Source organism: Pseudonocardia sp. ICBG1034 (assembly GCF_020131375.1).
Classification (GTDB): Bacteria; Actinomycetota; Actinomycetes; order Mycobacteriales; family Pseudonocardiaceae; genus Pseudonocardia; species Pseudonocardia alni.
Window position 1 is genome coordinate 1 of the sequence record NZ_JAHLEK010000028.1, and the last position, 14,078, is coordinate 14,078.

11 protein-coding genes and 1 pseudogene are annotated in these 14,078 nt (G+C 71.6%); 2 read left to right on the forward strand and 10 right to left on the reverse strand.

Annotated features, from left to right (window positions below):
• Positions 1-247: 247 nt before the first annotated feature.
• Complete coding sequence (locus tag KPF22_RS31250; protein ID WP_068801081.1) at positions 248-430, forward strand: DUF1508 domain-containing protein; 183 nt, start codon at positions 248-250, stop codon at positions 428-430.
• A gap of 244 nt (positions 431-674) precedes the next feature.
• On the opposite strand, the gene KPF22_RS31255 is transcribed toward KPF22_RS31250, so the two are convergent.
• The 8 genes from KPF22_RS31255 to KPF22_RS31290 form a co-directional block, all read right to left on the reverse strand.
• Positions 675-893: a hypothetical protein gene (locus KPF22_RS31255; RefSeq protein ID WP_224404242.1), complete on the reverse strand. Its 219-nt coding sequence runs from the start codon at positions 891-893 to the stop codon at positions 675-677.
• A gap of 240 nt (positions 894-1,133) precedes the next feature.
• Positions 1,134-1,718: a recombinase family protein gene (locus KPF22_RS31260; protein ID WP_161152134.1), complete on the reverse strand. Its 585-nt coding sequence runs from the start codon at positions 1,716-1,718 to the stop codon at positions 1,134-1,136.
• Between the two features lie 164 nt (positions 1,719-1,882).
• Positions 1,883-3,034: an acyl-CoA dehydrogenase family protein gene (locus KPF22_RS31265; RefSeq protein ID WP_161152135.1), complete on the reverse strand. Its 1,152-nt coding sequence runs from the start codon at positions 3,032-3,034 to the stop codon at positions 1,883-1,885.
• 13 nt (positions 3,035-3,047) lie between these two features.
• On the reverse strand, positions 3,048-3,836 hold the full coding sequence (locus KPF22_RS31270) for an enoyl-CoA hydratase/isomerase family protein (protein ID WP_161152136.1): 789 nt from the start codon (positions 3,834-3,836) through the stop codon (positions 3,048-3,050).
• On the reverse strand, positions 3,829-5,505 hold the full coding sequence (locus KPF22_RS31275) for a long-chain-fatty-acid--CoA ligase (protein ID WP_224404173.1): 1,677 nt from the start codon (positions 5,503-5,505) through the stop codon (positions 3,829-3,831). Before KPF22_RS31275 ends, KPF22_RS31270 begins: the two co-directional genes overlap by 8 nt.
• A gap of 31 nt (positions 5,506-5,536) precedes the next feature.
• Positions 5,537-6,697 (reverse strand): thiolase family protein, encoded by a 1,161-nt coding sequence (locus tag KPF22_RS31280; protein WP_161152137.1) that lies wholly within the window; start codon positions 6,695-6,697, stop codon positions 5,537-5,539.
• A gap of 42 nt (positions 6,698-6,739) precedes the next feature.
• Positions 6,740-8,263, reverse strand: coding sequence for a class I adenylate-forming enzyme family protein (locus KPF22_RS31285; protein WP_161152138.1), 1,524 nt, complete (start codon positions 8,261-8,263; stop codon positions 6,740-6,742).
• A complete protein-coding gene (locus KPF22_RS31290) occupies positions 8,260-9,117 on the reverse strand; it encodes a CoA transferase (protein ID WP_202417230.1) in 858 nt (285 codons plus the stop codon). Before KPF22_RS31290 ends, KPF22_RS31285 begins: the two co-directional genes overlap by 4 nt.
• A 133-nt stretch (positions 9,118-9,250) precedes the next feature.
• Here KPF22_RS31290 and KPF22_RS31295 point away from each other — a divergent pair, with 133 nt between their 5' ends.
• Entirely contained in the window at positions 9,251-9,871 is a 621-nt protein-coding gene (locus KPF22_RS31295; protein ID WP_161152140.1) for a TetR/AcrR family transcriptional regulator, read from the forward strand.
• Positions 9,872-10,071: 200 nt separating this feature from the next.
• On the opposite strand, the pseudogene KPF22_RS31300 reads toward KPF22_RS31295, so the two are convergent.
• Together KPF22_RS31300 and KPF22_RS31305 are read right to left on the reverse strand one after the other, a co-directional pair.
• Positions 10,072-13,013: pseudogene (locus KPF22_RS31300) on the reverse strand (Tn3 family transposase).
• Between the two features lie 648 nt (positions 13,014-13,661).
• Positions 13,662-13,889, reverse strand: coding sequence for a hypothetical protein (locus KPF22_RS31305; protein WP_068801033.1), 228 nt, complete (start codon positions 13,887-13,889; stop codon positions 13,662-13,664).
• Positions 13,890-14,078: the final 189 nt, after the last annotated feature.

A 14,078-nucleotide genomic window follows, 5' to 3' on the forward strand; every position in this document is an offset into this window, starting at 1 on the left:
TGCGGCCGGTTCTACCGGACGGGTACGACCGTGACGCGGACAGCGAGTGACCGACTAGGACAGCCGACCCGAGCTCACCGCGACGCCTATACGTCCGACGCTCACAACCCGAGGGGAGAGGCCGGGGCGTTCACAGGTCAGCGCCGGCGGCTCGAGGTCGTGGTCCGGCCCGCGTCGTGTCGAGACGTGCCCGACGGAGTGCGCTAGCGTCGCTCACTCACCGATTCAGGCCACTGTGGAGGTCGAGATGGCGAGCAAGTTCGAGGTCTACAAGGACCGTGCCGGGAAGTTCCGGTTCCGGCTCAAGGCCGGCAACGGCGAGGTCGTGGCCTCCGGCGAGGCATATGAGACTAAGGCCGGCGCGCACAAGGGCTGCGAGGCCGTCCAACGCGCTGCCGCCGACGCCACGATCGTCGACGTCGACTCCTGAGACACCGACTCCTAGACGCAGGACGGACGGCATAGGCCCAAGGTAGAGCAGCGCCGCCCTGCGACCGGTCGTCCGGGCAGGGCGAGGTCGGGTTGACCGGAGCAGTCGGGAGTCAGTTGAGGCTCGCGTCGAGCGCCTGCTGCTGGGCGTGGCTTTTTCACCCGAGGGGTCAGTCGGTGGCTTTCGGTGGCTGGTGGAGGCGGCGACGACCCAGACGATCTGTCGTTCGGGTTCGGGGCAGGTACTAGATCCGGCCGCCTGTGGTGACCTCGTACTGCCACTGCTCGAGGACGTGACCGCCGAGGGTGCGGGTGACGGGTCCACCGCGTAGGCGGTGTTGGCGCCCGGGGTTCTGCGGATCGGTGGGTCGCTCGGTCAGCACGATCCAGGCTTCCCAGGTGTTGGGCCGGGCGACCCGGCACAGCTCCTCCGCCTCCCACCCCTTGACCGCCTCGGTGGTCACGAAGCGGCTTCCCACCCGTGCGGACGGGCTGGAAGGTGCTGATTGCTCATGCCAGGGGTCGCCGTAGTACTCGCCGAAAATCGGGCGGATACGGCTGAGTAGCCTCCTGAGCTGCCGATGGTGGTTGCGCGGGGGGAGATCGCGGTTGGCGGCGCAGGTGTTGCCCACCTCGTCGCCAGGCGCGGCGGTAGTACCCAGGACTCGCGATGACCCGAGGTGCAAGGTAACTGCCGGGCCGGGTCAGCCCACCTTCGCGCGAGCGCGGGAGAGCGCTCGGTAGACCGTGGAGCGGGTGACGGAGAAGAGCTCCTCAAGCTCGCTGATGGTGTGCTCGCCGGCGGCGTGGAGTGAGACGAGGTGGGCTTCCTGTCGCGGTGAGAGCTTGGGCTGCTTGCCGCGCAGCCGGCCCTTGGCTCTGGCGACCTTCATGCCCTCGCGTGTCCTCATCCTGACGAGGTCGGCCTCGAACTCGGCGATCATGGCGAGTGCGTTGAACAGTAGCCGGCCGATGGGGTCGGTGGGGTCGTGCACCGAGGCGCCGATGCAGAGCTTGATCTCGCCGGCGGTGAGCTCGTCGGCGATCGCACGGGCGTCGGGCACCGAGCGGGCGAGGCGATCAAGCTTCGTGATCACGAGGGTGTCGCCGGCGCGGCATGCGGCAAGGGCTTCGCGTAGCCCGGGTCGGGCGCGGTTGGTGCCGGTGAGCCCGTGGTCGACGTAGATCCGCTCGGTCGCGACGCCGAGCGCGGTGAGGGCGTCGCGTTGAGCGGTGAGGTCCTGGGCGTCGGTGGAGCAGCGGGCGTAGCCGATCAGCAGTCCGGTCACCGGGGCAGTGTGCCGGTTATGGCCCCCTCACCGGAACTATTCACCGAACCAGGCTTACGGGACGCCTCGTACTGGGCCGATGCTTCAGCGCTGGTCGGCGCGGGGGTGTCCCGGTAGGGGTTCCTCTCGTGGGATATCGACGCTCCATCTGGTGGACGGCCTTCTCACAGGGACCGGGCAACAAGCTCCTTCATGATCTCGTTGGTGCCGCCGTAGATCTTCTGCACGCGGGCCGAGGTGAACATGCGCGCGATCGGGTACTCGTTCATGTAGCCGTACCCGCCGAACAGCTGCAGGCAGCGGTCGACGACGTTGTTCTGCACGTCGGTGCAGAAGAACTTCGCCATCGAAGCGGACGCGGCGTCCAGCTCGCCCGCCATGTGGCGGGGGATGAACCCGTCGACCATGCTGCGGGCGGCCGTCGCGTCGGTGGCGCACTCGGCGAGCACGAAGCGGGTGTTCTGGAAGCTCATCAGGTTCTGACCGAACGCCTCCCGCTCCTTCACGTAGGCGATCGTCTCGCGGACTGCCGCGGTGGCGGCCGCGGCGCCGGCCACCGCGATGATCAGTCGTTCCTGCGGCAGTTGCTGCATCAGCTGTGCGAAGCCGCGTCCCTGGGTGCCGAGCAGGTTGCCCGCCGGGACCCGCATGCCGGAGAAGAACAGCTCCCGGGTGTCCTGGCCGTGCTGGCCGATCTTGTCCAGCACGCGGCCGCGCTCGAAGCCCTCCAGGCCCTCGGTCTCGGCGACGATGAGGGACAGCCCCTTGCCGCCCTCGTCGTCCCCGGTGCGGGCGACGACGACCAGCAGGTCGCAGTGGGTGCCGTTGGAGATGAACGTCTTGGCACCGTCGATCACATAGTGGTCGCCGTCGCGGCGGGCGCGGGTGCGGACGCTTTGGAGGTCCGAGCCGGTTCCGGGTTCGGTCATGGCGATCGCGCCGACGAGGTCACCGGAGGCCATGCCGGGCAGCCAGCGCTGCTTCTGCTCCTCGGTACCGAACGCGTTGATGTAGTGCGCGACGATCGTGCTGTGGACCATGTTGGCCCAGGCGTCGTCACCGACGCGGGCCTGCTCCTCGGCGATGACGGCCTCATGGGCGAACGTCGCGCCGCCGCCGCCGTACTCCTCGGGGATGCTGATGCAGAGCAGCCCGGCCCGGCCGGCGGCCCGCCAGAACTCGCGGTCGACCATGTGCGCCGCCGCCCAGCGCTCCTGGTTCGGCACGACCTCCTTCGCGATGAAGGTGCGGGCGAGCCCGCGGAGGTCGTCGAGCTCCTGGGTGGCCCAGGGGGCGCGGTAGTCGTCGAGAATCATCGGATGCTCCCTCTCATCGGCCGGTGAAGGCTGGTGTGCGGCCCGCGGTGAAGGCGGACAGCCCCTCGCGGGCGTCGTCGGTGCCGAGCGCGCGCAGGAAGTTGTGGCGTTCGGTCGCCAGCCCTTCCCGCAGCGGCTGGTCGTGGGCTCGGCGGGCGGCGTCCGCGGCGAGTGCCACGGCGCGCGGCGCGTTCCCGGCGATGCGGCGGGCCAGCCCGATCGCGGCCGGGACGACCTCGTCATCGTCGACCACGTCGGCGACCAGCCCGGCGTCGCAGGCCCATGCGGCGTCGACCGCGTCGCCGGACAGCAGCATGCGCATCGCCTTGGCCTTGCCGACGGCGTGCACGAGCCGCTGCGTGCCACCGGCCCCGGGAATGACCCCGAGCTTGACCTCGGGGACGGCGAACCGGGCCGAATGGCCGGCGATCGCGATGTCGCAGGCCAACGCCAGCTCGCACCCGCCGCCGTACGCGATGCCGCGCACGGCCGCGACCGTCGGTGTCGGGTAGTCGGTGAGGACGTCGAAGAGCCGGTCGAACGGCAGCTCGTCGGTCGGCGCGGCGCCGATCATGGCCGGGACCTCGGCGATGTCGGCGCCGGCGCAGAACGCCGGGCCGGCGCCGGTGACGACCACGACGCGCACATCCGGGTCGGCGGCCGCGTCGGTGAGCCGGCCGGTCAGCTCGGCGACCAGGTCGCGGCCGAGCGCGTTGTAGGACCCGACGTGCTCCAGCGTGAGCAGTGCGACCGGGCCGTGCCGCTCGGCGGAGACCAGGGTCTCGGTGGGCTGCTCAGTCATCGGTACCGCCGTAGTGACCGGCCCACGTCGTGCGGATGGTCTTCTTGTCGCACTTGCCGACGCTGGTGCGGGGGATCTCGCTGACCGTGATGAAGGACTCCGGCAGCTGCCAGGACGCGAACGCCGACGACAGGTGCGCATGCAGGTCCGCGAGCGTCACCTCGTGCCCGGGGGTCGGGACGATGAGCACGAACGGCCGCTCCTGCCACTTGGGGTGCGGCAGCCCGACGACCGCCGCCTGGGCGACGGCGGGGTGGCCGGCCAGCAGGTTCTCCATGTCGATGGAGGAGATCCACTCGCCGCCGCTCTTGATCACGTCCTTGAGCCGGTCGGTGACCTTGAGGTAGCCGTCCGGGTCGATCGTGCCGACGTCGCCGCTGCGCCACCAGCCGCCCGTGAAACGGTCGTCGGCATCGGCCATGTTGTGATAGCGCGTGGTGATCCACGGGCCGCGCACACAGATCTCGCCCTGGGCGACGCCGTCGTGCGGGACGTCCTCGCCGGCCGCGTCGACGAGCCGGACGTCGACCAGGGTGGCGGGGAGCCCCTGCTTGCGCTTGAGCTCGAGCAGGTCGTCACCGGACAGCCGGGCACGCACGCCCGGCTTGTACCGGTTCATGGTGACCAGCGGCGTGGTCTCGGTCGCGCCGTAGGCGTGCACGATCTCCGCGCCGGTCAGCTCGGCGAAGCCGCGCATCAACGACAGCGGCGGCTCGGTCGCGCCCGACATCATCCGCAGCCGTCCCAGGTCGGGCTTGTCCTCGAGCGAGCGGATGTAGTCCAGCATCGGCCCGAAGATCGCGGGAGCACCGTTGGTGACGGTCACGTCCTCGGCGATCAGCGCGTCGGTGAGCGGCCTGGTGTCCTCGGCCGTGTACCGGCCCGGCAAGACGATCTTGTTGGCGGTCAGGGTGGCCGCCTGCGGCAGGCCCCAGGCCTGTCCGTGGAACATCGGCGTGATCAGCATCGTGCAGTCGTCGAGGGTCATGCCGATGTTCGTGGCGAGCGAGAAGGAGTGCAGGCAGATCGCGCGGTGCGAGTAGTAGACGCCCTTCGGCCGGCCGGTGGTGCCGGTCGTGTAGCAGGCGCCGTAGGCGGAGCGTTCGTCGATCTCCGGCCAGTCGATCCGGGGCGCCGCGGCAGCGACGAGGTCCTCGTAGTGGTGCACGTTCGGCAGCGTCGTGCTGATCTGGTCGAGCGGCTTGTCCGTCAGCACGACCCACGCGGTGACGTCGGGCAGCATCGGGGCCACGGCCTCGGCGACCGGCAGCAGCGTCTCGTCCACGCAGACGATCGAGGTCCCGCTGTCGGCGACGACGAAGGAGAGGTCCTCGGGCCCCAGGCGCAGGTTGAGCTGCACCATCACCGACCCGAGACCGGGGATCGCCCAGTAGAGCTCGTAGTGACGGCGGCTGTTCCAGTCGAGGATGCCGACCCGGGTGGCCGGGCCGGCGCCGAGGCCGGCCAGGGCGTTCGCCCCGCGCACGATGCGGTCGTAGGCGTCGGCGTAGGTGTAGCGGCCCCAGCCGCCGTCCGGGAGCCGGTAGACGATCTCGCGGTCGCCGTGGGTCCGGGCGGCGTGCCGGATCAGGGTGGTGGTGTTGAGCTGGACGTCGTCGCCCATCGTGGACGGGTATCCGGTCACGACGGTGCGGGTGGGTGCCGGCACGAGGGACTCCTTCGTCGGTGCGCGGGTGGGGTCAGGGGAGGCGTTCGATGACGGTGGCGTTGGCCATGCCGGCGGCTTCGCAGACGGTGAGTAGGCCGTAGCGGGCCTCGCGACGCTCCAGCTCGTCGAGGAGCTGGGTGAGCAGGCGTCCGCCGGTCGAGCCGAGCGGGTGGCCGATCGCGATCGAGCCGCCGTTCACGTTGAGCTGGTCGTCCGGGTAGCCGAACTCGTCGCGCCAGAGCATCGGGACGGGCGCGAACGCCTCGTTGACCTCGGCCAGGTCGATGTCAACGATCGTCAGCCCGGCCCGGTCGAGCGCGGCGCGGGTGGCGGCGAGGATCGCGGTGAACTGCAGAACCGGGTCGTCGGCGGCGACCGCCATCGACACGATCCGCGCCCGCGCCCGCAGGCCCACCGCCTCCGCGTACGACCGGTCGGCGACGAGCAGCGCGGCGGCGCCGTCGCTGATCTGGGACGAGTTCGCGGCGGTGATCGCGCCCGCCGGGTCGAAGACCGGCGTCAACGTGGCCATCCGCTGCCGGTCGGGCGCGGCGCGGATGCCCTCGTCGCGGGTCATCGGGCCGTCGACGCCCTCCAGCGGCACGAGCTGCGCCGCGAAGTGCCCGGCGTCGGTCGCCGCGGCGGCCCGCTGGTGGCTGCGGACGGCGAAGTCGTCGAGCTGGTCGCGGGTGTAGCCCCACTTGGCGACGACCAGCTCGGCGGACGGACCCTGGGCAGGCAGGTTGCCCTCGAACCGGGCGAGCGCCCGCTCGCCGTACCACTCGCCCCGCGGCCCGCTCGGGTCGAACAGCGGACCGAGATCGACCCGCGACATCGACTCGACACCGGCGCCGATCGCGACGTCGTACTCGCCGGAGCGCACGCCCTGCGCCGCGAAATGGACCGACTGCTGACCGGAGCCGCACTGCCGGTCCAGGGTGGTGCCGGGCAGACCGATCGGCAGCCCGGCGCCGAGCAGCGCGGTGCGGGCGACGTTGCCGGTCTGCTCGCCGCGTTGCAGGGCGCAGCCCACGATCACGTCGGCCAGCGAGTCCGGGGCCACGCCGGTGCGGTCGACGAGGTGGGTGAGGGTGTGCGCGAGCAGGTCGACCGGGTGCCAGTCGCGCAGCTGCCCGCCGCGCTTGCCGACCGGGGTGCGGACGGCGTCGACGATCACGGCTTCTCGGGTCATGCGGCGTCTCCTGTCAGCGGGTGCGGGAATCCTTCACGTTCCTCAGCCATCCAGGGCCCCCCGGAGCCGGTGCTTGAGGATCTTGCCGGACGGGTTGCGCGGCACGGCGCCGATCGTGAGCTCCCGCGGGAGCTTGTAGCCGCTGAGATGCGTGCGGCCGTACTCGCGCAGCTCGTCGAGCGTGAGCGTGGCGCCCGGGGCGAGGTCGACGACGGCGACGGCGATCTCGCCGTACTCCTCGCTCCGGCGCCCGACGACGGCCAGGTCGCCGACCGCGGGGTGTGCGGCGAGGACACCCTCCACCTCCGCGGAGTAGACGTTGGCCCCGCCGGTGATGATGAGGTCCTTCAGGCGGTCGACGAGGGTGATGTAGCCGTCCTCGTCGATCCGGGCGAGGTCGCCGGTGTGGACCCATCCGTCGCGCACGGTCTCGGCGGTCGCCTCCGGCTTGCGCCAGTAGCCCTTCATCATCGACTCGCCGCGCATGATCATCTCGCCGACGGTGCCCGGCTCGACGTCGTTCCCGCTCGGGTCGACGATCCGCACCTCGGTGTTGGGCACCGCGACCCGACCGCTGGCCTCCGGGCGCGCGACGACGTCGTCGTGGTGCAGCAGGATGCCGCCCGGGCCGCCCTCGGTCTGGCCGCACGCCTGCACGATCCAGGCGTCGGGCAGCGCTGCGACCAGGGCCTCGGCGGTGCGGGCGGGCATCGGTGCGGCGCCGTAGAGGCAGATCCGCAGGCGCGAGAGATCGCGAGCGGCGAGGTCCGGCAGCCGCAGCAGGTGGGTGTACATCGTCGGGACGCCGAAGAAGAACGTGATCCGCTCGCGGGCGAGGGTGTCGGCCACCGTGGCCGGTTCGAACGCCGGGAGGATCACGTGGGTCGCTCCGAGCATCACCCCGTTCAGTAGCAGCATGTTGAGGCTCGCCGAGTGGTACAGCGGTGCGACGTGCAGCATCCGCTCCCCGTCCCGCAGACCCATGCCGATGCTGGAGTTGATCCCGACCCACAGCACCCGGCGATGGTCGAACAGTGCCCCCTTGGGCCGCCCGGTGGTCCCGGACGTGTAGATGATCAGAGCGTCGTCGTCCTCGGAGACCTCGACGTGGGTGGGCCGGGCGGCGTGGTCCCGGGCGGCCGCGCGGACGTCCTCGTATCCCTCGACGGTGCCCAGCGCCAGCGGCTCCGCGTCGCCCGTCCGGTCGGGCAGCGAGTGCCACGCCCGGACGCCGTCGGCGACCTCGGGCCCGAACAGCAGGAGCCGGGCCCCGGTGTCGGTGACCAGGTAGTCGATCTCCGTCGGTGCCGAGCGCGGGTTGATCGGCACCACGATCGCGTCCAGGCGGAGTCCGGCGTAGACGGCGACGACGAACGCGTCGCTGTTGCCGGCCAGCAGGAGCATGCGGTCGCCCTGCTCGAGACCACGCCCGGCCAGCTCGGCCGCCAGCTCGTCCACCGCGCGGTCCAGCTCGGCGTAGGTGAGCGCCACGTCGCCGAACTGCACGGCGACCCGGTCGGGACAGCGGCGGGCGGTGCGGGCGAGGACGCCGGCGAGGGTGGTCATCGCATCTCCTGGAGGGTGTCGTCGACGGTGGGCCCGACCGAGACGATCGGGATGTCGAGCTCGTTGCCGAGCTCCTGCCAGTGCGTGCTGTCCGCCGTGGCGAACCGCGCGGCGAGCTCGGTACGGGTGCGGCCGACGGCGTCACCCAGCCGCGCGACGAAGTGCGGCTCGACCGCGCCGACGGCGACGTATCCGTCGGTCGTCGGGTAGATCCCGTACCCGGGGCTCCCCCCGCCGAGCACGTCGCCGGGCCCGGTCAGCCCGTGCCGCACGCCGGCGGCCGCGTCCCGGGCGACCCGGTCGAGCACGACCGGCTGGTGCACCGCGGCACCGCTGCGATCACGCAGGCGCAGACCAGCGACGGCGGCGAGGGCGGCCCGCTCCCCGCCGAGGAGGTCCGCGACCGGGACGGTTGGGACTGCCGGCGGCTGCAGCGTGCCGTGCGCGGCCTGGTAGGTCAGGTCGTGCCCGGCCTCGCCGGCGCGCTCGCCGTCGTAGCCGACGATCTCGACGTGCACCAGCCGGTGACGGCTCACGCTCTCGCGCAGGCCCAGCCGGTCCAGTGCCGCCGGGCGCATCGCGGTGAGCAGGACGTCGGCCGTCGCGAGCCGCTGCTCGAGCCGCTCGCGGTCGGGCGCGTCGCGCAGGTCGAGGGGCACGACCTGCTGCCGGGCGGTCAGCTCGCGGTACCAACCAGGCGCCGCGACCTGCAACGCGTCCCCGGCCGGCGGCTCCACCTTGACGACGTCGGCGCCGAGGTCGGCGAGCCGTGCCGCGGCCACCGGGCCCGGGACGTTCACCGCCAGCGACACCACGCGCACGCCGTCCAGCGGCGCGGCCGCCCCTCGGTCCACGTCGTCTCCCATCCTCGAAAATGACTATACATACGTACAGTAACCTAGGTGAAGCGTATAGTTCGCGGTGTGATCGACACAAGGGGCGGGGTCGTACTATGCGTGCCGTGACGGTGCAAGCCCGGTTGGCGACATGAGCGAGCGATCGCGGCCGCGCCGGACCGAGGACCTCACGGCCCGGGCACGGATCCGTCACGCCGCGCTGGAGCTGTTCGCGGAGCGCGGGGTGGCGGGCACGCCGATGCGCGCCGTCGCGGCCCGGGTGGGGGTCACGGTCGGGCTGATCGTCCACCACTTCGGCACGAAGGAAGCGCTGCGTGAGGCGGTCGAGCTCGACATCGTCGACCGGTTCGCCGACGCGATCCTGTCCGCGCCGGCGGACGGCTCGGGTGCGGATGTGGCCGCGGCCCGCGACCGTGCCGTGGCCGCCATGCTCGCGGAGAGCCCGGCCGTCGTGGACTACCTGCGGCGCGCGGTCTTGGACCCGCACGGCGAACGCGGCGACCTCGTCAGCAAGCTCAGCGCGCTGGCCGCGGACCAGGTGGGCGAGCTGCGCCGCCGTGGCCTCGCCTCACAGCGCAGCACGATCGGCGAGCAGGTCCTGACGATCATGATCAGGCAGCTGGGGCAGGTGTTCCTGCAGCCGCTCGCCGACCGGATCATCGACGAGTTCGGCGAGAGTTCGGACGACGCGCCGTCGCCCCTGATTGTCGTGCGCCTGGAGCACCGAATCGACACGTTCCCCGGTCAGTGAACCCGCGACGCCTGGAGACGTCCGGGCGCGCGGCCGCGGTCAAGTCGCATTGCGACTCCGTCACGGCTGGCTCTGGTTCTGGCGGTCAGGAGGACCCCGCCGCGTGACCGCCAGCGTTCACTGAGCGTCCCGCAAAGCGATCGGCTTACGGCACACTTTTGGACTCGCTGCTCGGCTGGCTGCGCCCGGCTTGTGAACGATCAGAACAGGGTGTCGCGCACGCGCAGCGGCCGGTACCCGGTGGGGTCGAGCTGGGCCAGCTCGCCATCGATGTCGACGTCGATCGTGCCGAAGAAGTTGATGTTCTCGCTGTGCGCCGGCGAGATGTGCGCGAGCACCTCATCGTCGATGCGCCGGCCCGCCGCGCGCATCGACTCCACCGCCAGGCCGTAGTACTCGGTCGTCCAGGCCACGACGGCGTTGGTGACCAGGGTGAGACACCACGCCTGCTCGGTCTGGGCCTGCAGCTGTCGGGCACGCACGGTTCCCTCGTGGGCGTAGAGCAGGTCGCGCTTGAGCGCGTGCAGCGACTCGCCCTTGTTGAGCTGACGAGAGATCCTGCGCCGGTAGGTCGGGTCGGACAGGTAGCGGGCGGCGTAGATCGTGCGCCGCAGCGCCCCGTACTCCTTGAGCGCGGCGGCCAGCGCGTTCTGCCGAGACGACGCCGAGAGTTCCCGACGATCAGCGACGCGGTGGCGTGCCCGAACTTCAGCGACCCGGCCAGGCGCAGCAGGTCGTCCCAGTGCTCGGCGATCAGCTCGACGTTCACCCGCCGGGTGAGCAGCGGCCCGACGTGGGGGTAGTCGGTCTCGGCGCGGGCCTTCGCGGCGATCCGGTGCAGCGTGATCTTGCCCAGGTCCCGGATCCGGGGCGAGAGCTGCAGGCCGAGCAGGTCGAACAGGCCGAAGTTGACCAGGGTGACGCCGTGGGTGTCGGTGGCGTGCTCGGTGATCGGGGTGTCGGTGGCGTTGCCGAGGATCTCGTCGAGCACGTAGTGGGCCTCGCGCTTGGTCGCGACGATGATCTTCGTGCCGTAGGTGGTGTGCTGGTCGGTGACGTGGGTGTAGGTCGAGAGGACCTGCCCGCCGTGGATGGTCATCTCCCGCCCGGTCGTCGTCTTGCCCCGCACCGGGAACCGTTGCCCGTCCGAGGAGGACAGGGTGCCGGTGCCGAACACCTCGGCCAGGGGCATCCGCTGGTGGTGGTCGATGATCGCGAGGTTCGCCGCGCGCAGCGTCTCCTCGCGCACGTACCACTCGGCGGTCCAGGCGAGGATGTCGTAGGAGATCCCGCACGCATCGGCCATCCGGGTCAGCCCGAGGTTGGTGGAGTGGCTGAGCAGCACCGCGATCAGGTTCCGCTTCAACTCCGGAGAACGGGTCTGCTTCCCGCCGGCGTGGGTGAAGCAGTCCAACAACCCGATCCGCCCGTCGAGCTCGATCAGCAGCGACACGATCGGCGCGAACGGCAACATGTCGGTGAGCTCGGCCTTGAGCGCGACCGCCTCGCCGGGGATGTCCTCGGCGGTCAGCGGGGAGATCACCAGGTCGCCGGCGTCGTCGAGGCGGACCGGGCCGTCACCGGTGGCCAGGACCTGCTCGAGCTCGCCGAGCGCGCCGGTCAGCTCGTCGCCGACCGCGGCCAGCGCGACCGCCGGGTCGGCGGACTTGCCGACGAGCCCGCAGAACGACGCGCGCTGCAACGACCACTGATCGGCGGTGAGCAGGTAGGCGGCGGGGTCGGCGTAGCGGCGCGAGCCGGGCACGTACACGTCCCCGGTGCGCAGCCCGTCGCGGAGCCCGAGCAGGGTGCACAGCTCCCAGAAGTGCCGGTAGGCGCTGGTGTTCCCCGATGCGTGGGCCGCGTCGAGGTAGCCGCGCCAGCGCGTGGGCACGAATCCCGTCAGGGCACCGGCCGGGACCCGGCGGGCGCCGGTGGCGTTGAGCCCGCGCAGGATCTCCACCGCCGCGAGCAGCTCGGCCGCCGCGGTGCCGCCTGCGAACTCCACCGCGGCCAGGACCTGCGGGGTGAACTGCCGCAAGTACCCGTAGGACGACACGTCGAGCGCGCCGAGGTGGCCGTGATCGCGGGGAAGGCGGGGAACGGCTTGGGCCATCGCCGCCCGGATTCGTGTCCATCCGATCCGTTCACCCCGGAGCACGCTGCCGATGTCCTCGTCGGCAATCGTGGTGTCGGCGATGACGGCCAGCAGCTCGTCGAGCAGCGCCTGGCGGTCCTCGCCGGCCTTGCCCCGTTCGGCCAGCGCGTCGCGCATCGTGCGCTCGGCCTTGCCCTCGCGCGCCGACACCGCCTGGTCGAACAGGCTCACTACCTCGTCGAGCACGTCGGTTGCGGACTGGGCCAGCAGCGTGAGCAGGATCGGGTAGCGGCGCTGCGGCTCCCGCCGCTCGAGGGCTTGGGCGGTCAGCCGGCGCCCGACCGTGGCCAGGAAGCGGCGCCGCTCGGCCGGCAGGACCGACAGATCCAGGGCGTCGGCGCCCAGCCCGCGCAGGAACTCCAGCTTCGTGACCTCGGCCTTGATCCCGGCTGGTGAGGCCTCGACCGGGGCGGTGCTCAGCCATCGCAGCCGGGTCATCCCGACCGCAGGATCGACCACCAGCAGCCCGTCGAGCCCGGCACAGCGCTGCGGCGTGAACTCGTGCGCGAGCCGGTCGTAGGTCTCTCGCTGGGCCTCTGCGCGGGCGTGCGCGACCCGCTCCAGCACGGTCACCGGGCCCGGCCGGATCACCTGTACCGAGATCAAGTACTCACACGCCAGCCGGAACAACAACGTCGGCGAGTCGTGCTCCATCGCCCGCGCCAACAGGAACTCGTCGAACTCCTTGAACTCCAGCGACGTCGGCACCCGCCAGCCGCGGTACTGCGCTACCAGTCGTAGATGCTCGGTGCGGGTCTTCGCCCGCCGGCCGTAGTGCCGCAGCACGCCCGGATCGACGGCGAGCTGGTCAGCCAGCCGGGCGACCGCCACCGGTGGCGCGGCGGCGACGTCGTCGGGCACGAACCCCAGCCACGGCAGCGTGCACAACGCCACCGACAGACCCAACCGGTCCGCCGGTCCGCGGCCCCGGCCCGGGTCGACGAACGCGACATCCGCCGGCGCCAGCGTGAAGAACCGGAACAACTCCTCCCGGCCGATCTCCGGAACCCCCGCAGCCGCTCCAGCTCCTCGTCCGAGAACACCTGCGTCGCCAACCGCGACCTCCCCCGCGCGACCACCATCCGCAGCTCAGGAGGCTACTCAGCCGTATCCGCCCGATCTTCGGCGAGTACTACGGCGACCCCTGCCAGGTCCGACCTCGTTACCGGTGAACCGGTTCCCACCGGATCCAAGATCGTTCCCACCCGATCCACAGAACTTCCCCGGGCCGAGGACTCCCCCGCCCGGACCTGGCGGTCTGCCCCCCTGCGGCGCTCGGGGGTGAGCCGCGTCGCGGGACGCTGGTCGTCGACGACCCGGCGCCCGGCCGACCGACCGCACCGCGGCCAGGCCTCTGGTCCGCACCCGGAGCACGACGACCGGACCGGGCAGCCAGCAGCGGGACCCACCCGGCCGTCGGTGCCGCGCCGGTGTCGCGGAGCACCTCGTCCAGGCAGCGCCACCGAAGCGCCACCCCGATGGGGGGTGACGGTCAGCGGGGGCGAGCCTCCGATGTCGTGCAGGAACGACACCGGAGGCCGTGCGTCGGGGTAGGGGTCGGCCGGGAACTCGCGGTCCGGCCGGGGGACGGGGTCCATGCGCTCGGACCGTAGAGCAGCGGACGTCGTGCGCTCAGCGGCGTACCCGGGGGTGGAGGCGGCGCAGCAGCGCGATCGCCAGCGCGAACAGCACCAGCACCGAGGCCGCGGTGGCGACGACGACCACCGGCATCGGGGTGCCCGCGGGCAGCAGGAACTGCGGCCACAGGATCGCGACCAGCATGCACACGCCGGCGATCAGGCCGCGCTGAAGCGCCGAGACCTCTGGCGGGAAGAAGATCAGCCGTCGCAGGGTGGACATCCGGCGATGCTACGGGGCTGTCGGGAACCGATCACTGGTTCCCGTCATCCGTCGGTGATGGCCACGTACACCACGCGGGGAGAACCGGACATCGCGAGCCGCATGGCGAGCGTCGGGGTGTGGAATGTCCGGGCTCGGCGGCTGTGTCAGCGGTGTGGGTCAGGGTGCACCACATCGCAGTGGTGCCGG

Bases quoted from the DNA above. Each gene is read 5' to 3' on its own strand.
- KPF22_RS31280 (WP_161152137.1), bottom strand. From the start codon at position 6,697: ATGACCCGAGAAGCCGTGATCGTCGACGCCGTCCGCACCCCGGTCGGC.
- KPF22_RS31305 (WP_068801033.1), bottom strand. From the start codon at position 13,889: ATGTCCACCCTGCGACGGCTGATCTTCTTCCCGCCAGAGGTCTCGGCG.
- KPF22_RS31295 (WP_161152140.1), top strand. From the start codon at position 9,251: ATGAGCGAGCGATCGCGGCCGCGCCGGACCGAGGACCTCACGGCCCGG.
- KPF22_RS31250 (WP_068801081.1), top strand. From the start codon at position 248: ATGGCGAGCAAGTTCGAGGTCTACAAGGACCGTGCCGGGAAGTTCCGG.
- KPF22_RS31270 (WP_161152136.1), bottom strand. From the start codon at position 3,836: ATGACTGAGCAGCCCACCGAGACCCTGGTCTCCGCCGAGCGGCACGGC.
- KPF22_RS31265 (WP_161152135.1), bottom strand. From the start codon at position 3,034: ATGATTCTCGACGACTACCGCGCCCCCTGGGCCACCCAGGAGCTCGAC.
- KPF22_RS31285 (WP_161152138.1), bottom strand. From the start codon at position 8,263: ATGACCACCCTCGCCGGCGTCCTCGCCCGCACCGCCCGCCGCTGTCCC.